The sequence below is a fragment of the cf. Phormidesmis sp. LEGE 11477 genome (genome assembly GCF_015207105.1).
Taxonomy (GTDB): Bacteria; Cyanobacteriota; Cyanobacteriia; order Phormidesmidales; family Phormidesmidaceae; genus Phormidesmis.
The window spans coordinates 18,739-39,102 of the sequence record NZ_JADEXO010000050.1; the positions used below are offsets into that span (position 1 = coordinate 18,739).

14 protein-coding genes are annotated in these 20,364 nt (G+C 47.2%); 6 read left to right on the top strand and 8 right to left on the bottom strand.

The window, feature by feature from the left end; all coding sequences use genetic code 11:
* The first annotated feature begins 94 nt into the window (after nt 1-94).
* Both IQ256_RS15270 and IQ256_RS15275 read left to right on the top strand, forming a co-directional pair.
* Nucleotides 95-2,161 (top strand): CRTAC1 family protein, encoded by a 2,067-nt coding sequence (locus tag IQ256_RS15270; RefSeq protein ID WP_193856412.1) that lies wholly within the window; start codon nt 95-97, stop codon nt 2,159-2,161.
* 48 nt (nt 2,162-2,209) lie between these two features.
* Complete coding sequence (locus IQ256_RS15275) at nt 2,210-3,163, top strand: sulfotransferase (RefSeq protein WP_228024912.1); 954 nt, start codon at nt 2,210-2,212, stop codon at nt 3,161-3,163.
* A gap of 299 nt (nt 3,164-3,462) precedes the next feature.
* Here the strand turns inward: IQ256_RS15275 and IQ256_RS15280 are convergent, their stop codons facing one another.
* The 3 genes from IQ256_RS15280 to IQ256_RS15290 all read right to left on the bottom strand — a co-directional run bounded on the left by IQ256_RS15280 (nt 3,463) and on the right by IQ256_RS15290 (nt 6,951).
* Nucleotides 3,463-4,719, bottom strand: coding sequence for a glycosyltransferase family 4 protein (locus IQ256_RS15280; RefSeq protein ID WP_193856413.1), 1,257 nt, complete (start codon nt 4,717-4,719; stop codon nt 3,463-3,465).
* Between the two features lie 357 nt (nt 4,720-5,076).
* Nucleotides 5,077-5,571 carry a hypothetical protein gene (locus tag IQ256_RS15285; protein WP_193856414.1) on the bottom strand — a complete coding sequence of 165 codons (495 nt, stop codon included), beginning with the start codon at nt 5,569-5,571 and terminating at the stop codon, nt 5,077-5,079.
* 381 nt (nt 5,572-5,952) lie between these two features.
* On the bottom strand, nt 5,953-6,951 hold the full coding sequence (locus IQ256_RS15290; RefSeq protein ID WP_193856415.1) for a sulfotransferase domain-containing protein: 999 nt from the start codon (nt 6,949-6,951) through the stop codon (nt 5,953-5,955).
* Between the two features lie 183 nt (nt 6,952-7,134).
* Here IQ256_RS15290 and IQ256_RS15295 point away from each other — a divergent pair, with 183 nt between their 5' ends.
* Together IQ256_RS15295 and IQ256_RS15300 are read left to right on the top strand one after the other, a co-directional pair.
* Nucleotides 7,135-8,340, top strand: a complete 1,206-nt coding sequence (locus IQ256_RS15295; protein WP_228024913.1) for a glycosyltransferase family 4 protein — start codon at nt 7,135-7,137, stop codon at nt 8,338-8,340.
* Between the two features lie 82 nt (nt 8,341-8,422).
* The gene (locus tag IQ256_RS15300; RefSeq protein ID WP_193856416.1) at nt 8,423-9,562 is read left to right on the top strand and encodes a glycosyltransferase; all 1,140 of its coding nucleotides are present in this window, start codon (nt 8,423-8,425) and stop codon (nt 9,560-9,562) included.
* Between the two features lie 75 nt (nt 9,563-9,637).
* Here IQ256_RS15300 and IQ256_RS15305 read toward each other — a convergent pair whose 3' ends face one another.
* The 4 genes from IQ256_RS15305 to IQ256_RS15320 form a co-directional block, all read right to left on the bottom strand.
* Nucleotides 9,638-10,426, bottom strand: coding sequence for an HpsJ family protein (locus IQ256_RS15305; RefSeq protein WP_193856417.1), 789 nt, complete (start codon nt 10,424-10,426; stop codon nt 9,638-9,640).
* 113 nt (nt 10,427-10,539) lie between these two features.
* Nucleotides 10,540-11,358, bottom strand: coding sequence for a cyanoexosortase A system-associated protein (locus IQ256_RS15310; RefSeq protein ID WP_193856418.1), 819 nt, complete (start codon nt 11,356-11,358; stop codon nt 10,540-10,542).
* Nucleotides 11,355-12,218: a cyanoexosortase A gene (gene crtA, locus IQ256_RS15315; protein ID WP_193856419.1), complete on the bottom strand. Its 864-nt coding sequence runs from the start codon at nt 12,216-12,218 to the stop codon at nt 11,355-11,357. The genes IQ256_RS15310 and crtA overlap by 4 nt, the downstream gene beginning before the upstream one ends.
* A 34-nt stretch (nt 12,219-12,252) precedes the next feature.
* Nucleotides 12,253-12,906: a PEP-CTERM sorting domain-containing protein gene (locus tag IQ256_RS15320; protein ID WP_193856420.1), complete on the bottom strand. Its 654-nt coding sequence runs from the start codon at nt 12,904-12,906 to the stop codon at nt 12,253-12,255.
* A gap of 738 nt (nt 12,907-13,644) precedes the next feature.
* Here IQ256_RS15320 and IQ256_RS15325 point away from each other — a divergent pair.
* The gene (locus IQ256_RS15325) at nt 13,645-14,880 is read left to right on the top strand and encodes a polysaccharide biosynthesis/export family protein (RefSeq protein WP_193856421.1); all 1,236 of its coding nucleotides are present in this window, start codon (nt 13,645-13,647) and stop codon (nt 14,878-14,880) included.
* 266 nt (nt 14,881-15,146) lie between these two features.
* Here the strand turns inward: IQ256_RS15325 and IQ256_RS15330 are convergent, their stop codons facing one another.
* A complete protein-coding gene (locus tag IQ256_RS15330) occupies nt 15,147-18,833 on the bottom strand; it encodes a G8 domain-containing protein (RefSeq protein ID WP_228024914.1) in 3,687 nt (1,228 codons plus the stop codon).
* A gap of 1,319 nt (nt 18,834-20,152) precedes the next feature.
* Here IQ256_RS15330 and IQ256_RS15335 point away from each other — a divergent pair.
* Nucleotides 20,153-20,364: hypothetical protein (locus tag IQ256_RS15335; RefSeq protein ID WP_228024915.1), on the top strand; the 212-nt coding region annotated here is incomplete at its 3' end.

The window sequence follows — 20,364 nt, forward strand, 5'->3', positions numbered from 1 at the left end:
GACTATTAGTTAAGCCGTTGAAATTAAAGTTGGTTACAGGAGAAAACTTAATACATCTAGAGATACGTCTAGAGTAAGTAGGTTCGAGAAGCTGATGAAACTCCGCAAAGCAATAGGTCGCAAAGTAGTAGACCACAAAGCAATAGGCCGCAAAGCAATAGGCCGCAAAGCAATAGTTAGTCTAATTCTTTTAGCGTTTTCTGCTTTTGCGGTAATGGTGGCGATCTCCTTCTTCTTTGAACCTTTTTCTATTAGGGTAGGGTCTCAGTTTGAGGCTGTGCCGGTTGCAGTTGCCGATTATGACATCAATGATATTGGTGTGGCTGATGTTAACCAGGATGGAAACTTAGATATCTTTACGACCAACCACAGCGCCCAGCAAAGTCTACTCATAGGGGACGGATCTGGTAAGTTCGTTGATGTGCTGGCCGAACGTGGCCTTAGCCAAGACAGGCAGTTTCCTAAACTAGAAAACTCAACGCGATCGCCCAAGACAGACGCGCCAGGGCTCTATATCTACCGACGGCGCAATCTTCTTTACCTGATTGCTCACGACACTGAAGCGTTTGGCAGCGTCAGCGGCTCTATTGAGCTCTCGGCTATTGTAGAGCTACTTGAACAGTCGCAAGCTACAGTCGAGATTGATCAAACCGCGCTGCCGTCAGGAATCACAGCTAGCCGGATAGCGTTCGATCTAGGCCCTGGTGGCCATTTGGAAATCAAGACGAGAGAGAGTAGCTCTAATAAGGTAGTTGTCGAGATTCCTCATCAGGTTCAGATCGATGATAGCTTGCCGCTCTCAGCTATTTTTGTAGGACGAGAAGCAGTGACACCAGATTCTCATCGTTTTGAGCTGATGTGGCGCGATCGTCATAGTATGTCGTGGTCGGACATTAATAATGACGGCCTCAGCGACGTCTTTATCGGCAGAGGCGGCATTCACGGCAAAATGCGCCTGTTTCCAGAACAATATTACGACGAGCTTTTTGTCAATCGAGGAGATACCTTTGAGGACCAGGTACTTCAATTTCAGCTGATCAAAGATGACTGCTCAGCTAGGCAGTCCGCCTGGGTAGATTTTAACGGCGATGGCCGACTAGACATCTATAACTCTTGCGGTCGAAACGCCTCTGAGAGAGTAGAGCGCCCTCACCAACTTTTTCAACAGCAACCTGACGGAACGTTTGAAGACGTAGCTGAATCGGTTGGGTTGGATTTGCCAAAAGCAGGTGAATTTGTTTGGTTTGATGCAGATGGTGATAGCCGCCCAGATGTTATGACCACGCAGAACAGAGAGCTCTCTTTGTACTACAACCAGGGTAATACTTTTACCGCCGAGCCTTTGGGTGACCTAGCCGACCCGAGGAACAAACAATTTTCCGTAGCTGATTTCGACCAAGACGGCAGTCTCGATGTGTATGTAGCGGGCAAAATTAAGAGCTATCTACTACAAACGGATGAGACCAATCGCTACCAGCTAGAAGACGCTCTCGAAAAAGGACTACCAGCCTATAGCTTGTGTGCCAACTGGGTTGACTACGACAACGATGGATACAGCGATCTCCATACGATCCCGAGCGGACTATATCGCCAGCAGCCTGATCACACCTTTGAGCGAGTTCGACTCCTGTCTAACGAGGCAGCCGTCATTAGAGAGCGTCTGTCAAGACTAATTGGTTGGGAACGAATGAGATATCAAAAAGCGCGCTGCTCCTGGCTCGACTACGATAATGACGGCTTTCGAGATTTCCTCATAGCACAGCGGCGAGATTCGTTGTTCAACCGGTTAGTGAATCGGCTTAGAGGGCGCGATCCCAGCGAGAAGTGGCAAGCACGCCTTTTTAGGAATAAAGGGATAAATCAGCACTCCAAGGCGCACTGGCTGTCGTTAGTGCTTAAAGGGATACCAGGGAACCTAGAGGCCGTTGGCGCATCTGTTTCAATAGAAACTTCGGTAGGTACCCAGACGCAGATAGTCGGCAGCTCAGAAGGGTCCTACTTTTCTCAAGGGCACTACCGCCTGTATTTTGGACTGGGAACCGACGATCAAGCAGATACGATCACCATAAATTGGCCAGATGGCACCTCGCAAATATTGAATGATGTAGCGGCTAATCAGCTACTGACGATCGAACTACCTGCCTCAGAGCCAAGGACTTGATCATTTGTCGTCAAAGCCAGTCAGCATGAAAGTAAGTGAGTATGGCAAATGAGTATGTTAGAGAGCGCTGCTGAATCACGATTGGAGTCTTGGGCTAAGCCAGTGACTTGGAAGAGTCTGCCATATCTGGCCAAGCGAACAGCAGGGATGGATAGAGAAAAATATCATACCAAGCAGCGTCCGCTGACTCTAAATCGGGTGTGGTCAACGCTGTTTCCAAACCTAAGCAGACCCGTTTTTTTGATTGGGGCAGCTCGTTCTGGAACTACTTTTTTAGGAGACTGTCTCGCCGAAGTGCCAGAGCTGTCTTATCACTTTGAGCCAATAGCGACCAAGGCGGCGGCTAGATATGTATATGAGGGGCTTTGGAATCAGGCAAAGGCAGAGTGGTTTTATCGGACAGTATATGCATGGCTAATGAGACTTCATGCCGATGGTGACTTGCGCTTTGTTGAAAAAACACCTCGCAACTGTTGCATCATTCCTTTTTTGAGTGAAGCTTTTCCAGATGCTCAATTTATCCATATCATCCGAGATGGCCGCGATGCAGCGCTCTCGCTGAGTAAAAAGCCATGGTTAGCTAAAAGCGCCGCTGATTCTGGAAAGTATGAACCAGGAGGATATCCCTACGGGCCGTATGCTCAGTTCTGGGTCGAGCCCGCTAGGCGCAAGGAGTTTGAAACTACGAGCGACCTGCGTCGCTGTATCTGGGCTTGGCAAAGGTTTACAGAAGAGGCGATCGCTGATACCAGAGATTTGCCCTCAGACAAATTATTAGAGGTTCGATATGAATCTTTCGGCTCAGATCCAACGGGCGAAGCAGACAGGATCCTAAACTTTTTAGGCATCGAAGATACAAACTCTCGTCAGCCGTTTAAAGCAGCCGTATCCGCCTTTAATCCTAGGTTGACTGAGCAGTGGAAACGTCAGCTTAATGAACAGCAGCTCGCTGAAATATACGAAGAGTCAGAAGAGCTATTGCGCCAGTTACACTACCTATAGGCGGCTTTTTACAGCAGCTTAGAGGGAAACGTCAATAGACGTAGGCTGCAGTAGCGTTCGCCACCTTGCTGCATGCAGACTACATACACTTCCCAACGGTAACCCCTCTGCCATAGGAGCCGTACTTAGCCTAGGCGATCTCCAGAAACTGTGAACCTGGTCGCACGTAGCACTAAATGCATCAGCAGCGGTAGGAACCCGCTATCTTGGCGGCGCTAGGGAACGCCTACCAAGACGGCAAACGCGCATCACAACAATCCACTAATACATCAACTGTTGCCATAAACCTGCTAGTGTTATCAAACTCTCTGTGGCATAAATTTCTCAATAGATGTCCGAATCAGATTAGAGAACCGTTCAAATGAATACTCTCGAACTACGGTCTCGCGTCCTTTAGCCGCCATCTCAGCGCGCAAATCAGGGTTACTTAATAGATGTATACAGCCTTCGATCAGTTCTGCTTCAGTAGCTGCTACCCAAAGCGACTCTTTATGCTTGAGGTTATCGTATCCATATTGAGCGTGGTCTGTGATAACAGCCGTCCGCTGATAGAACAACGTTTCTAAAACCTTGATCTTAGTACCACCCCCTTCAAACAAAGGCGCTATCGTAAAGGCCGACTTCTGATACTCTTCTGCTAGATCCTCTACAAATCCTACAGTCTCGACGTTCGGAACCTGGTCGAATTTATCTTTGACAGCTTGCCAGTTACCGGAGCCGACAATTCGTAAGGTGGCATCTTTTACCGCTGCGTTTATTTTTGGCCAACAGTTCAGTACAAAGCGTTCTACCCCTTCCGCGTTAACTCTATGGGCGTAGCTGCCTACAAACAAAACCACCTTAGAATCTCGACTTTCCTCAAAGGCTGCTTGGCTACTGCCGTTCAATGTATAAGGAATATTTGGCAAGATAGATTTAGACGGATGAACAACCTCCTGTACATCTGCTTCGCTGGTCAGCCATACGTGATCGAAGCGTGGTAATAGATCTGTGGTAACGGCCTGCGTCTGCCGAAAGTAGGATTGGAAAAAAAATCTTTGGATGGGATTGAGTCCAGGTAGATTCAATCGAGATTTGTAAACGACATCGTCGCGGTCATCTACATCTAGAACAACAGGGACTTTTTTACTGCAGAGTGCGCCAGAGCGGACCGTGGGCCTCAGATATCGGCCTACGACTAGATCATAATTGGTTGTACTTTGAAGCTTTTCTAGGAGCTGTTGAACGTTTTTATCAGGTTCGTACATAAACTTTTTGGCCCCCAGTCGAATGGCGATCGCATCGACCCTACCTGGACTCAGTGGCCGTAGAAATCGCCAAATGCCTAGCTCCGAGCGAGCACCGGGCTTAGCAATGTGCAGTGCATTTGCCCCTAGGAAAAATGCCTTAAACTTTTCATACTTCACATCACCGACGAGTAGCACATCAACGCTGCCCAACGTTTTCAGCGTATTGAAGATAAGTGAGGTTCGCTGTCCTGCACCAGTTACAGGCTTACAAGCATAAGTTGGCGAAACAAGTAGGAATCTAAGCGGTCGATCAGTAGGTGTTGCCATAATAGAGGTACAGGCTTCTTCAAGTCGCGTAGGCTGCCTATGGAAGAAAGATAAGCCGGTTAAGAGAACATGAAAGCATCATAGTCTCTCCAGAATGTCCACAGAGACAGGCTTCGGCAATCCTCACCTAATCCTCACTCATGGGTTTAGCGCACTACCTGTTTTTCCTATTATTTTGCTAAATCTATGTATGCTCATCTCAAAGCCTTGTCTTCATCTTAAAGCGCTGCTTAAGGCTTCACACTGCAAGTCGACATATCTTACACACGTAGGCAACTTACGCGCCTAGAACATTTGCATGTCTAGGACTCTGCCAGAATGCATCAGGAAGCAAAGCGCGCGGAGAGCCAAAATACATCAAGAAGCGATGTCATAGATGCCATACTCTTGTACTAGCGCATCATTCTTTTTTCGTGAGGCCATAGCTTTGAAAAACTTCCGAAGGTAAAACAACGCGAAAGCTTTTGGCGTTTGGCCATATCTCTTTAAAAGAACACCCTGCGAAGCCCATATGTTATCTCCGTGATTAGTGATGTACACGGCTCCTGAGAAAGGCAAAGGCGATAGCGAAAATCCTTGCTTCTCAACAAATTTTCTTACATCTTGATGATGCAAGAACCTATGGTGCATGTCTGAGAGCGAAGTTGTTTGAGCTATCTTTTCTAGAATATCAAATCTGACTATATGAGATGAGCCACACTTTCCATAGAAGCGCTTCCTAATGGGAAATAGTTGACCTTCTCCCTCAAAATACTCAAATCCTTTGTCTATGTACCAACCAGGTTCAGCTTCATGCTGGTTCACAAACGCTGCCAAAGAGTTAGAGACTAAGTCATCAGCATCCATCAGCATGATGTGAGAAGGCTGAACTTGCTGTGCATGCAAAATGCCTTGCAGAATCTTGCGATGCTTATCTCTTCTTGCTTCGCGCATTGGAAACTGATCTTCATAGTTTATTGGCTCTGGAGCAGGAAAGCTCGCGCTCAAAAACTCAATAGTAGGATGCTGGAACTCGAGGCGAGGCTGCTCATGGCAAACGACTAAAACTCTGAATTTCGAGCTGGTTTGAGCACATATGGACTTGAGCGATCTTTCTAGCAACGCGCAGGTGTTTTCCCATGAGTTCGACATCTTTGAACTTTTCAAAGGCACCAAAAATAAAAGCATTTCTCAACCTACAAATAATATGAGCTCTCAGCAATACGAGCTGTTAGATGAACGTTGGACGAAGAGCTAGCAATCACGACTGATGAAATTTTCCACGAAATTCTTGTCTGGTCTAGATCGAGTTCCATAGACTTTGTCTAAACCAAACTGGCCGAGTATATTTATGCCCCGATCGATTTGAGCAGAAGACAATTCATCTTTCCAGGATTCAATAGGAGATTTCCCTAAAAGAATATTATTATCCTTACCGGGAGTTTGACTAGGTTTGCGTATCTTCGCTAGAAGCTCTGGCCCCGGTGTCACAGACACACCTTCAAAAAGGTAGCTAAAGAGAGCAGCGAGTTCTTTTTCTGGCTCCTCAAAGAGGTTCTCATAGAACAGAATATAGGCGTCACCTAAAGCCAACTGCCGAAATGGAACATAGTGGATGATGCTCCAGATCAGTATTTGCCTCTCTATAAAATCATCACCAACCTGCTCAATGACTTCTTTGAAGGGTAATAAGTAATCTTCTACTAGCGCGGGCTGAGATAAGAAATCTCTAGGTTCTGTCATCCAAACTCCCTGAGTCCTCTTTTGTTTGGAAAGCGCCACCGCAAACGGGTTGCGAACCACAAGAACAGGTCTGACGTGGGAGAGGTTGTGTTTGACCCAACCTACGAGTAGATTAGCAAAGATGTCTTTTACTAAGAGACCTTCATAGAGCAAACGCCGATTAAAAGCGTCTGGTCGCTCATGGTAGAAGTTACCACTATAGATAGATTCTAATATTCTAGTCTGACTAGGTGCAGTCTCGTTTACTCTAAGATAGTGATGTAGCTTAAAAGATTCTAGACCACTAACTAGCTCAGGATGAAATGGCTCAAACATCTCTCGGTAGCTGCCATGCCAGTTGAGCAGATTAGAAACCCAGGTAGTGCCGCTACGGCCATCACCTGCTAACCAGATTACCGGTTGGTAGTTGCCCAGATAGTAGTTGGCCCTAATTATGGCTTGCTTGCTGAGCTGTTTAGCCCTAGCTAAGTGGTCACCGTAGGTACCTGGGTTAAAAAACTTCAAACTCAACGGAAATCACCCTGGTTTTAAGTGATGCGGATCACTCCTACTAATAACATATATGTACTCTCACCTACGAGCTTAGCTTTAGAAAACTCTCTTGCTGGTCAACCAAAGTTCAATTTTTAGTGAAGCTTAGGCATTTGTGGTGGTTGAAAAGACGGTAAAACAGAACAATTGAAACGAGTCCGTATGACTAATATGACTCTCAGCAAGCCCTTAAAGGAAATGGAAAGTACAGATCTGCCTGCCTCTATCGTTTGTGTTGGAAATGCATGGTTTCCGGCTACACCCGGAGGCTTGGATCGCTATGTCTATGAGCTGGCCTACAATCTGTCGAAAAGAAGAGATGTTATCGAACTTTGCGGTGTAGGGCTGCCTGAATCAGCTGCAGACTTTCCAGTGACGCTGACAAATCTAGCAGATCCAGATCGTTCTCTCTGGCAGCGGCTTAGACAGACTAGAACCAGCTATCTGGACAGTCGTACAAGAGAATCGCACAAGAGAGTAGATGCTATTAATCTGCATTTTGCTCTGTACAGCTTACCGCTGATGAGCTTGTTTCCAGCAGACGTGCCGACCACGTTTCACTTCCACGGGCCGTGGGCACTAGAGAGCGATAAAGAGGGCTCTAGCAAACTTGGCGTGATGGTCAAACGCTGGATTGAGCAGCAGGTGTATCAGCGCTGCGATCGCTTCATTGTGCTCAGTAAAGCATTTGGCCAGATACTGCATGAGTCGTATCGAGTACCTTGGAATAAAATCCACGTTATTCCAGGCGGGGTAAATACCGATTGGTTTCAAATAAGCTGCGATCGCACGCAGGCACGGACTCAATTGAACTGGCCCCAGGATCGATTTATTCTGTTTACTCCGCGTCGCTTGGTTCACCGGATGGGATTAGACAACTTACTATTAGCCCTAGCAGAAATCACAGAGGCTGTGCCAGAAGTTTGGCTAGCCATTGCTGGTAAGGGTCCCTTGCGATCGCAGCTAGAAGCACAAGTCGAGCGCCTAGGACTAGCAAACAACGTTCGCTTTCTAGGTTTCCTGCCTGAAGCAGACTTACCTATGGCGTACCAGGCCGCTGATCTAACGGTTATGCCCAGCCAGTCGCTAGAAGGCTTTGGCCTAGTCTTGCTAGAGTCTTTGGCCTGTGGAACGCCGGCTATCTGTACGCCAATTGGCGGTATGCCAGAAGTACTAAGCGGTCTCTCGCTCGATCTAATCACAGACACTGCTGATACTGATTCAATCACTCAGACACTGCAGCGGGCGATCGCTGGAGAGATTAGCCTGCCAGATAGAGCGAGCTGTCGCAGCTATGCGGTTGCGAACTTTAGCTGGCCTACCATCGCTCAAAGGGTAAGAGACGTTCTGTTGATGCCTGTCCCTTAAACTTCACGACTACAGCTTTTGGCTACTTGGCTGCCATAGCGGCTTGCACGTTTTGAGGCTTCTCTAAATGAACAGCCCTTCGATGAAAATTTTATTTCTAGATCAAAGCGGCACGCCGGGGGGAGCTGAGCTCTGTTTATTAGATATCGCAAAGCCTTACCGTGAGCACTCGATAGTAGGTCTTTTGGCAGACGGACCTTTTCGAGCCCTGTTAGCACAGCACGAAATTCCGACAACCGTGTTCACCACGCAGACAATCAACGTTCGCAAAGAGAGCAGTTTACTAACTAGCCTTCGCAGTACGAGTCAGCTATTGCCGCTAGTACAGGCAGTAGCAGGCACAGCGCGCAGCTATGACCTAATCTATGCCAATACCCCAAAGGCGCTCGTCATAGGGGCTTTAGCTAGCCTTTGGAGTCAGCGACCGCTAGTGTATCATCTGCACGACATTATCTCACCCGATCACTTCAGCAAAATCAACCGTACGGTGCTAGTCACTCTGGCCAACCGGGTCGCTAAGCTAGTCATCGCTAACTCACAGGCAAGTCAGACAGCCTTTGTTGCCGCTGGTGGCCGTTCTCAGCTCTGCCGGGTGGTGTATAACGGGTTTGATAGCGATCGGTATGTGATCGCACCTGCAGAAACCGAGCATCTGCGAACGACGCTAGCCCTGACTGACGGCTTTTGGATTGGTCATTTCAGCCGTCTTTCTCCTTGGAAGGGGCAGCATATATTGCTGAAGGCATTGACCCTATGTCCTGACGATACTAAAGCTATTTTGGTAGGAGATGCTCTATTTGGAGAGGATGAATACGTCTTGGAACTGCATCGTCAAGTGAAGCAGCTAGGATTAGAGGGTCGCGTCAGGTTTCTTGGATTTCGTTCAGATATTCCTCAGCTAATGAGCGCCTGCAATCTAGTTACGCACACATCTACAGCACCAGAGCCATTCGGCAGAGTAATCGTAGAGTCGATGCTCTGTGGAACACCTGTTATTGCAGCGGCTGCAGGTGGTGCCACAGAGCTGATTGACACTGGAGAAAATGGCTGGCTCTGTCCACCAGGAGAGCCGGAGATTCTAGCAAAGGTAATTTTGACCTGTCGCAGTGCGCCTCAGCAGCGTCAGCAGATTGCTCAACTTGCTCAAGAGCAAGCGCGCGATCGCTTCGACATCGCAGCTATCAACACACTAATCGCTCAACACCTACAAAGCATCGTCTAATACAGCTTTCGGCACTTTGCTTTTAGCACAATCAAAGGCTATGCCTTTTCTTAAACGTTGAAGACAGGTATTGAGCTAACGGCGGGCCCAGCTAGTTCCTTTCCAGATAGTGAAGAACAAAGCACCCGAGATGATCGCCCCAATATTCCACTTAACAGAGCGCTTCAGTAAACGCCTTCTTTGAGTACCCAAAGTCCTATTGGCATCGCGTTGCAAAGCAGACTCGCCTTCTGCCAAAGCAGTCTCTAAGCTAGCCTTAGCCTCGCGTACATCCTGTCTACTTTCAATCACAGGAACTGCTTCATCTGAAATAGAGGCAAGCAAGCTGCTCATCTCATTGGCAGTCGTAGCGCTATCAAGCTCTTGACTGACGGCTTCAAGCTCAGCAATTCCTTGGCTAAGTTGAACATCCAATCTCTGTTGGTTTTGTTCGTCGATACGTACGGTGTTCAAAGCGCCCATTGGAACCAATAGGAAAAACAAAATAGCCACCAGCAACGAAAGCCAAGAGAGCACTTTCAGCAAAAGTTTTGCCCGTTTGGATCGGCCGCTATTTTCCCCTAAAAATACCAGCCCCAAACCTATTAAAGGAACTGGAACGCGCTCAACTAACGCGCCCATCGTTTGAAACTCCCACGTCGGATTCATAAATTGAGGAGGAATGGCCACTTCTGCGAGGTCTAAAAGCGCTAGCAGCAGTAACCCATAGCCCACGAAGCGCAGAACCCGAACAGACTGCAATAACCCCGAGCTAAAGTCCCAAAGCGAATCAACCCGGCTGCTGATTACGCTACTATCAGTCACGCTACCACCAGTCACCACACTGTTCTCAGCCGAGGCTGGAGTATTTTGGATTGAAGTCATATCAATAAAATGTCAATAAAAAAGCCAAGAGACTTGCCGCTACGGGTAGCGGTGCAACTATGAGCTTGAGCAATATGAACTTAGCTAACTAGACCTAAGCAGCAAGGGAAGATCTATGGCTTTGCGTACAATTGGGCCTGTCCCCACTGAGATACATCTTGCCAAGCTGAGTCTAGTAGCGGACGGCTGAGCGCTGACGTAGTTTCGATCGAGAGCTCAGTAAGGAGACAATCATGATCGCCAACGATACTTTCTTTGCCTGTCAGCCACCGCAGCATCGATCGAGGACGAAGAAAATATCGATAGCGGTTACGCATGAATTGTTCGTGAGTAACCACGCTCCCACCTCTAGCATCAATCAGAGCCTGTAGAGAGTCTACCCCTAGCTGACTGATGTATCTGTAAGAGCCTTCAATCGACGTATGAACTGATATCGCAGAAGCAGCCTGCACTGAAGCGTCCCCTACTTGAGCACTACCTACTCGACCACCACCTACTCGACCACCACCTACTTGGGCCTCATCAGCTGAAACATTACCGATCCGATCGCCACTAATTTGGTCAGCACTGACTTGCTCCTCGCTGGCTTGCTCACTAGAGGCAGGCAAGCCTGAAGCAGAGAGCTGCTCACGCAAAAGGTTCTGACAAGCTCTTCCATCGCGGCCATACCAAAGAGTAGCTACCAAGGTACGTTCGTTCTGAGCGTATCGGTACCGTCGGCCTTGCCGTCGAACATTAGGCCCTTCTATGACATCGGCATCGACAAACTGCCAGCTTGAGATAGATATTTGATCAGGGAAGAGGAAAGGCTCTGATTTTGCCTGTGTAGATGATGGTCTCAGAACGACTGCTGCCAAAGCAATGTAGACACCGCCAAAGCTAAATAGCAATAAAAACCGCCAAATGGAAGTCCATAATCCTTCAGGCTTCATAAGTCAATTCGCTGTGGCTCTTTTACGCCCTTGGGGGTTTGCCATTTGATCAGCAAAATATAGAAGCACCCAAAAAGCATTACCGTCAGCATCGAGAAGATCAAAGAACCTTCGCCCAGGTGCCAATACTCAAAGGCTTCCTCTGTACTGTTCGCAACTAATATAGTCAACAAAGCCACCCGAACCGCATTGACAAAAAAGCCTAAGCACACTGATACAAAAACAGAAAGTAACTGCTTAGAGCGGTTGAGTGGGAGAAAGACGCTGAATATGGCAGAAATTCCTAACATATACAGCATATTCGCCAGTCCAGAACATCCTCGGTAAACCTCAATGCTCCCACCCGGCAAGTGGATGAACACACCTTTCAGCACAGCATCAAAGCCAACATACCAGAGCAGGAAAGCCGACACCTTCGCCGTCACGATAGAGATATCTAAGAATGTACCAATCAAGAGCTGTGGTAGTCCTAGAAAAAATAGAATCAGTAAAGGGCTTCTGAACTGCCTCAGCCCGCGCCAGCCAGAAGCTATTAGCGTAATTCCTAGTAAAGAGAGGAAGGGAAAGGCTAGTAGTACAGACTCGGTAGGCAGCGAAACCGTCCTCACTAAGACTACCGTTACTATTAATAGACCAGTAGTGCTCGATATAAGATCGCTACCAAACAAAAACTCATGTCGCTTTTGCCAAAGTAGGGAAATACAGGCACCCCAAAAAAGACACCCATTACCAAACAAGCTCTCGTTACCAATGCGATCAACCAATGTCAGATAGACAACTGCCAGCCCAGCCACAGTTCCTACCAAATATAGATAGAAAAACTTGCCTGACTGAGCTGGCGCTAGAACGAAACGTTCCATCAAATCATCCTAAAACCGAATTATCCGAGACTCGTTAAACAACGTCATCTTCAGAGTTTCCGGCACCTGCCTTGCTAAGCTCTCGCTTGCCAACGCCTAAAAGGCCCACGGCTGCTATTGATCCTAGGATTGTCAAAGGCTCAGGAACGGGTTCGCCTACGCTCAAGTCGTAATCGAAGCTCGTGCCCGAAACTCGAGAAGCCGTGAAAGAGCCAAAGGCATTACTAATGAAGGTATTGCCATCAAGCTTAAATGAGCCTGAGAAGTCTTTATTAGCAATCTCCAGAGAACTTGCTGGAAGCGTCCTGTCGAACTCTGAAGCATCTAGATCAAACGTAAGCACGCCCGATCCTCTACTGCCAAAGTCAACTGCCCCGAAGCTGATGAAGCTCTCAACAGCGGGAGTGGAGTACGTTCCTGAAGGAGTTCTAGTCAGCTTGAGCTTCTTAATCTTTGGGGTACTCGAAACAGTAGCCCCAGAGAACGTGCCTGTATCATCAACACCGACAGCTCCTCTGAACTTGACCGGAGCCATACCAGGCGCACTTGCATTCGGCCTACCAACTCGCGTATTACCACTGAGGTCAAAGCTACCCTTAAGGCTATGAGCCTGAGCTGGAGCGGTGAGGACAAAAGCTGTACCAAGTAGAGCAGTACCCAAGAATGCAATTTTGGGCAAAGCATTCATGATAGAACTGACGGCCGTACGCTTAGAAGACCGCAAAGCACTTGATGGTGTAGTTGTTTGCTGCATTTATGTTTACTTAAGAGGTTTTACTGAACTTAGCTCAATACGATTTACTCGTTTGAGCGGATGCACTCTCATCTTCGGAAACACGTCTTCATCAAAACAGTTAGTAGATACCCAGATGATCACCAACAGGTTTAAACAGACGCACAGAATGCGAAGAAGTCCACAGCTAGTGCAGACTTAGGCAATCCAGAGCAGCGAGTCTGTCAATCAACCGAAACTTCCCCTCACGCTGGCTTATCAATACTATCAATATGTGAGCCGTAGCAGTGATTTGAAGGAAGTGAAATACGTATTTCCAGCTATAAAAAATATAATGCACAGGGAAAAATAACCGTAGCCGTCGGGCCTTATCTTTACACAAACTTCAGAAAAGGCTAGTAGTTGTTCTGAGGTTGATGATGTCTATAAGATCTATAAGGATGATTGATCTACGTAGCATCCGTATGACGATAAAGTGCATTAGGCACAGCCTATATACAGATATATAGAAAAATATACAGAATCTTGCGCCTCGACGAAGGTGACTTCACCATGACTTGATACAAAAGCGCTTAGTTGCTGATGATTGATTAACTTTAGAAGAATTTCTCTTCAAGCTATACCCGAAGACAGATAGTCGATCGATAGTGGAGAGAGTGTGAAATTAACATTACGTTGAGTTGATTGCTTGCTATGAAGTCTCTTTCTTTGTCGCCCTCCACCAGACGCATTGCTGCGGCGCTGTCCATATGCTGTGGTATCGGAGTTGTAACCTCTTCCCAGCAAGCGCTTGCGGCGACCACCCCTGAGGCGAGGCAAACAATCGAGCCTTCTACCTCTGTTAGATCGGGTTCCGGTTCACCTGTTTTTGTTTCGCAGCAAGAGACTCTACCAACTCTGCCTAGCAGTTTGTCTCAGCCTGTCTCGCCAGCGCTTAGGCCAGCAAGTGATGCTGGCAACATAGTACCGCCTGGAGTTGCACCAACTACTGCAATCGGATGGGAGAACGAATATGTGCTGGGCCCAGGTGACGAGATCCGTATTGATGTCTTTGGGGCACCTGAATACGGTGGGGACTTTGTGTTGCTCCCAGATGGCACTGTCAGCCTACCAGTAACTGGTCAGATTGCTTTAGGCGGACTTACCTTACCCGGTGCGTCTGAGGCGATCGCACAGCGGTACATGCCTTATCTGCGATCGCCTCAGGTCGCGCTTGTGCCAACAACTCTACGACCACTTCAAATTGGCGTCGTTGGAGCGGTTGGGCGTCCGGGCACTTACACTGTTCCCATTCGAAACAATGGTGCGGTTACTTTTCCAAGGCTAACAGACGCCTTACGGCTAGCTGGTGGAATTTCTTCTAGAGCAGATATCCGGCAGATTGAAGTCTATCGCCCCGATCGCTTTGGACAGGCGCAAGTACTACAGGTAAATCTTTGGAATTTACTAAAAGATGGCAATATGTCTAGCGATATTGTGCTGCGCTCAGGCGATACGGTCGCTATTCCCGTAGCAGAAGTCATAGATCCAGCAGAAGCCGCCCAGTTAGGCGATGCTAACTTTTCGCCTGAAGAAGTCACAGTTTTTGTCGTAGGCGAAGTAGGCCGACCGGGGCCAGTTCAAGTATCACCCAACACACCGCTTAACCAAGTCCTGTTAGCAGTAGGTGGTTTTGACGCTCAGCGAGCCGATAGAGACGTAGTGGGACTCATTCGACTTAATCCAGATGGCTCGGTAGAACGGCGAGAAGTTGCTGTGAACCTCAGCGATGGCATAAATGAGGAAACCAATCCTCTTTTGCGTGAAGATGATGTTCTAATCGTAGCCAGATCGGGGCTAGCGACATTCTCAGATACCGTAGGCTTAGCAGTTAACCCTGTAGGTCGACTTTTAGGTACATTCTTCAGCATCTTCAACTTCTTAGATTAGAAGCCTGCTTGCCACATACGCGCATATAGCCTTTGTTACGTCGCTCTGTTGTGATAAGGGTTTCACCTCTAGAGAATGTGAATGTATGTAGCAAAGTAGCAAGCCCTATAGCTTTGTCACTGCAGGCTACAGCAGCATCTACATACCACCTGCACATATAGCAATAGCCCATACATTACAGGACCATATCGCTTCGTTGCGATATGGTCCTGTAATGTTCAATCTACCCCTCGTTAGCCCCAGCTCTACTTCTATCTATAGAAGACCTATAGAAAGCTCGAGTCTGCGAGAGTATCTATTTGGTCTGGGTTAAGCGCCCTGTTAAAAACAGAGACTTCATCAATTAGACCTGTCAGTCCACCGCCTTGACGTCTGCCATCATGAAAGCGACTACTGCCGGCCACGCCGCCGATACCAACACCACCTGTATGGCTCCAGAGCTGGGAGGCTGAACCTACACCAAACTGTTCGCCATCCAAATAGCCTCTTAGCGAATTAGGCTTGAGCTTGCTATCGCCGTCAAGTACCAGCGAAACATGATGCCAGGTATCTTCTGAAACATTGTCGGTTTTTAGCCATGTTCCAGACCAGCCGCTTTCACGGCGCGGATCATTCCAGCCCCCTACAAACAGGCGGTCTTTATCAAGGTAGATATTGAGTCCACGGAGCTTGCCACCTTCTTCGTAGATAACCTGCTTGCCACTATTGTTCGAGATTTCATCTGCCTTAAACCAAACAGAGACTGTCCGTTCTTGATGGATACCTAGATTAATGCTGCGTGAGTCAGCAACTCTGACATCACCATTCCCAGAGAAAGCAATGCCGTCACCTTCAAGTCCTCTCGCCCAGATTGAATCGCCTTTCAGCAAGCCTCTGTGTCGAGTACCGGCACTACCAATATCGTTGGTTGAGGGACCTTTACCCTCATCAAAGCTGAACTGAGCAACTAAGCTAGGCGATCGGCGAAGCTTGGCTAGATCTGAGTTTGGATCTTTTGGGGTTTGTGGATCAGGAACAGTTGGAGCAGTCACACTGTCTGTCTTCGTTATGGGAAGTATTCCTTGCGGAGCACCTTCGGCGTCTAGCTCGAAATAAGATAGGGCAACAGAGTCGCCGCGATCGCTAGTCCGGTCGGTTTTCACCCTAGCAACCAAATGCTGGTAGCCATTGCCTAAATCAACTGTTTCTTCAAAATCTTTAAAGTTGAAGAACCCATCACTGCCGCCATAAGTTTTTCCAAACAGCAACTTTCGGGTCATAGGAATAGTACCCGCTTGGGTTGGTCCACTTCCTTCTGAAAGGAGACCATCGAACTGCCCATTAACACCCCATAGTTGAACAGTTACTTTGTTTCTTCTTACCTTATCTCTGCTACCCTCAATGTTTTTCAATCCAAAGCTGAGCGTCTGCTTCCCTTTGTGGAGACCGTCATCTTGGACAACCTGGCCTAATCCCGCTCTGCGGCGTCTAGTGTTTGCTAGCTCTATGCTGCCATTACCGACACGAACATAGTCGGTTCCTTTCCATCCATCTCCTGCCGCCAAACTGCTTAGGCGTCTGCGTCTACTTCCATTGAGTTTTGTCTTCTGATCGATATCACCATCTTTGAAGGGGTTGGTATAGGCAGTGCGACCTACCTCAACAGTCTGAGTGAGAGTTTGAGTAGCGCCCTGACTATCCAAGACTCGTAAAGAGACTTCATGCTCACCCGCTTGCTCAAAGTGATGCGTAACTTTGCGGCCAAATCTATCAAGCTCGCCATCTCCATCAAAATCCCATCCATAGCTAGCAATGCCCTGACTAGGTCCAGGATATTCAACTTTGTCGGAATCGTAAGATTTGCTGGCATCGAAGGTGGCGGATAGCCCACCTACGGTAGTACCACTAAATTTGGGAACAGGAAGCCTATTATTTCTTTTGCTAATTTCGAACTCGGTATTATCTATCTTCAAGAGAGTGGGGTAGTCATCTAAAGCATATTTGCTTCGCTTGAACTCACCAGTTTCTGCCAAATTGAATCTATTGTTACCAAAGACGCTGTCTTCGATAGAGGTCGTAACAATGCCATTCTTCTCTACATCGGGGAATTGAGGATTGTAACCTTCTCCAAAGCCACGAACGGTAAGGTCTATGTAGCGAAGCCCATTAGTCGCGTGGTTATGAACAATGCCATCGCCGCTAGGGTTTTCAACATCTCCAACAATCAGGCCATCAACGAAATCAATATTGGAACTGTAGTCAGTATTTATGCCCTGAGTGCGTGCTTTCCAAACAGTAAAATCATCGATAGTAGCACGACCGCTATGCATGGCATTGGGTGCTCTATTGTCCAACTCCATCTGGCCATCGAAGTTAGCTAGCTGAGACCATACTCTGATACCGACGTCGGTATTATAGCTTTGAAAGCCACTGAGCTTATTAAGCGGAACATCAGTGATATCCACTTTCTCTTTGTTTTCAGGGAAAAGTGCTTGAATTCGTTCAGGAAGATTCTTGAGAAGAATCGTGCCAACGTCTCGCACTTCGTTGCCTTGACCGTCTCCAAAAAGAGTAATGCCAGCATCGTGAGCACTAATAGCAACGTTGTCTTCCATGACAACTTGCGCGGCACCCTGTACCCAGTAGCCTTCTCCATTAAATCCAAAGTCATACTTGTCCTCGCGCCTCTGGACTTCGCGACTTCTTATGTTTCTACCGGGTCCAGTAGTCTTGATAGTGAGATTATTCTTCCAGGTACCTAGCTCGTTACCGGATTCTGCGGCGATTCCAGTGCCAGCAACATCAAAAACAACGTTGTCTGAAAGATTGGCGTAGCTATCGTGATGAACAATTCCCCAGCCAGGGCTATCGACAATTGCATTACCGTTAGCAACAGCTGCTTGACCATTGATATCATCCGCGCCCGTCCGGTGGAAGTGAAGACTATATCGTCCTCTAGGATTCTTGCCTTTGCCGGGCGAGCCGTCCATGTTTTCTTTTGGGTCGTCAACTATCTTGGATTTATCTGAACGACCTAGGTTGTAGAATCCGGCATTGTTTACGCTGATATCGGGATTGTGCATGAACATGACATGTCCACGCTGATCGATTGGCAGATCTTTGCTGTCTTTACTCTCGAAGGTGACATTACGAGTAACATTAGCAACGTAGAGCTTGATTCGATCCTTTTCAGGAATATCTGGGCGAGTGTGATCAAATCTAAGAGCATTCTTCTTGTCGTCAGATTTGACGTCGTCGTTGGTGAATCTGACACGGTTACCAGCAATCTCGGTGATAGTAAGCTCTTCATCGCCAAAGCGGCTATTGTTTTCATGAGAGCCAAATCGATTGTATCGAGTACCGCCGAGGACAAGCTTATCACCGACACGCCAGCCCTTGGGAACACCGTCTAATTCCAGGTAGCGATCGCCCGCCTCGGCATCTTCCTTTAAAGCAATAAAATCAGTTTTATCCGCGCCAAATATTTCGACATGACCATGGCTTACAACGCCCCGACTAAGTTGAGTAGGATCCCACTTAGTATCGATCTTGCCTTCTCCGGCAATTACGATTGAGGCAGTCTTATTAGACTGGATTGGATTGTTTTTGGTACCAATGCTAAGCGTACCACTGGGCATGTTGATTAACGTATCAACCACCATTTTGGTATCTGCGTTCCTAGCAAACGTGAGCGTACCGTCTACACGTACCGTCTTAAGCTGAACATCGCTTTCTTTGTCATAGGTGACTTTAACACCATCAGCAATCATGACATTAGCGTTGTTGTCTGGCACTTTCTTTCCAGCCCATGTATTAGGGCTGAACCAGGAACCACTTCTCACTGCTTTGTGAGTCACTGCAGACTCAGGCACTAAGCTCATGAGAGAAGCATGGCCAGCCATCTGATGATTATTGGAGTGACCTGCACCTTGAGTATGCATGCCGCCTGACATGTTTTGAGCGTTCATATTCATAGAGATTTCCTGTTTCCTTACCAATGTTTAGACATCGGAGATGCAACCTAGAAAAGACGTAAAAACTTTGAAAGGTAAAAGCTGTGATGAGATGTTATGTGAAGAGATTGTGAAGGCATCAGCACTGGTTAAACCTAATTCATCTTAAAAGCTTCATCTACCGTGATACCACCCACGTAGAAACCGCATTATCATTGGGGATCCGTAGTAATAGATAGCTACTTACAGGAATAGAATCAGGAATAGAATTGCAAGAATAGAAATCTACCGGAAACTCCTGTCTATTAAGAGTATTGCTAGCCAGCTACGGAAAGCCACCACTGCCATTCGTCAGTGGAAGTTAAACCGGAAGTTTTGACAAAATTAATAGAGATTCAACCGAGGGTAGATGAAAGTAAATAGATGGAGATATGACGGGAAGAAAGCGCTTCAAACCTAATAGCTTGCTAGCTTCTTAGTGACGTGCTTATACTGTCTGTCCTCTGCTCACACTGCCCTCTAGTGACAGCTTCTGCATTTGATAAAAAGGACCAACGTTTGCTCTTTCAGGAAGTTTCGAGTGTCTCTTTATCAGCAGAGACCAGCTGAATCCACACATAGGTCCACGCGAGTAGGAGATACCGCCGCCAGGGACATGCCCCTGCCAACGCCCAATGCCAGTACATGGTAACGCTGTGAAGAAGATTGTCTGAGTAGAAAAACTGAACTATCTCAGCCTTTTGTTGGTTCTATTACGACTATTGGATTACGTATTGACACCTAACAATAAACCCCCAATCAAAAAATATGTCAACTCTAGATTCGTAATTCAGCATCGATCAATTGCGTAAACTGACTTCAGCAGGCGAAAACTAAGTCTACCGAAGTTTTCAAACATTCGCTGATTGCGTACCAGATCGAATGCCAGGTCGAATGTTTGAGTGACATAGGATAAAGTCAGATTGAATACAATCTTGTGGAAGCATAGGGATTGCCTCTAGTGACGAACGTGATGCGTATTCTGAAAAGTATTTTTATTGAGTAATTAAATTTAGGCTGGTGTAGAAAAGCACATGGCTTTTGGAGTCCAATTACGAATTTACGGATTTATCTTTATGTGGATAGCCGTACGCAACCAATAAAAAATTCGTCACATGGTGCTATTGCTTTAATCTATCTATTCAGTTTCAAAACTTTGGGGTTATAAGATAAGGTGCGATCGCACTCCTAGAATTATTAGCCATGTCAACAGACTATCTGTCAATATGTCCACCACGAGCAACTATCTATTCCATTATTCAATCAGTTGAGTTGTCGGGCGCTAGGCAGAATCAGAAGCTATGACATTACGAGAGTTAGACGTCGATCTTTGGGTAGCTGAGCAACCGCTACGCTATATGGGGCTAAACGTAGGAACGCGGATGACGGTGGTGCGTAGCCAATCTAAAGGAGAACTGCCAAACTCTCTTCTTACGATTGTCTCCCCGATTGAACTCAGCAATTCTCTTCAAACCCAGCTCGATCAGCTCGGCACTGTCACTAATCTCATAGC

Coding starts and splice junctions, on each gene's coding strand:
- IQ256_RS15270 (WP_193856412.1), top strand. CDS start 95: ATGAAACTCCGCAAAGCAATAGGTCGCAAAGTAGTAGACCACAAAGCA.
- IQ256_RS15275 (WP_228024912.1), top strand. CDS start 2,210: ATGAGTATGTTAGAGAGCGCTGCTGAATCACGATTGGAGTCTTGGGCT.
- IQ256_RS15280 (WP_193856413.1), bottom strand. CDS start 4,719: ATGGCAACACCTACTGATCGACCGCTTAGATTCCTACTTGTTTCGCCA.
- IQ256_RS15285 (WP_193856414.1), bottom strand. CDS start 5,571: ATGCTGATGGATGCTGATGACTTAGTCTCTAACTCTTTGGCAGCGTTT.
- IQ256_RS15295 (WP_228024913.1), top strand. CDS start 7,135: ATGACTAATATGACTCTCAGCAAGCCCTTAAAGGAAATGGAAAGTACA.
- IQ256_RS15300 (WP_193856416.1), top strand. CDS start 8,423: ATGAAAATTTTATTTCTAGATCAAAGCGGCACGCCGGGGGGAGCTGAG.
- IQ256_RS15305 (WP_193856417.1), bottom strand. CDS start 10,426: ATGACTTCAATCCAAAATACTCCAGCCTCGGCTGAGAACAGTGTGGTG.
- IQ256_RS15310 (WP_193856418.1), bottom strand. CDS start 11,358: ATGAAGCCTGAAGGATTATGGACTTCCATTTGGCGGTTTTTATTGCTA.
- crtA (WP_193856419.1), bottom strand. CDS start 12,218: ATGGAACGTTTCGTTCTAGCGCCAGCTCAGTCAGGCAAGTTTTTCTAT.
- IQ256_RS15320 (WP_193856420.1), bottom strand. CDS start 12,906: ATGAATGCTTTGCCCAAAATTGCATTCTTGGGTACTGCTCTACTTGGT.
- IQ256_RS15325 (WP_193856421.1), top strand. CDS start 13,645: ATGAAGTCTCTTTCTTTGTCGCCCTCCACCAGACGCATTGCTGCGGCG.
- IQ256_RS15330 (WP_228024914.1), bottom strand. CDS start 18,833: ATGAATATGAACGCTCAAAACATGTCAGGCGGCATGCATACTCAAGGT.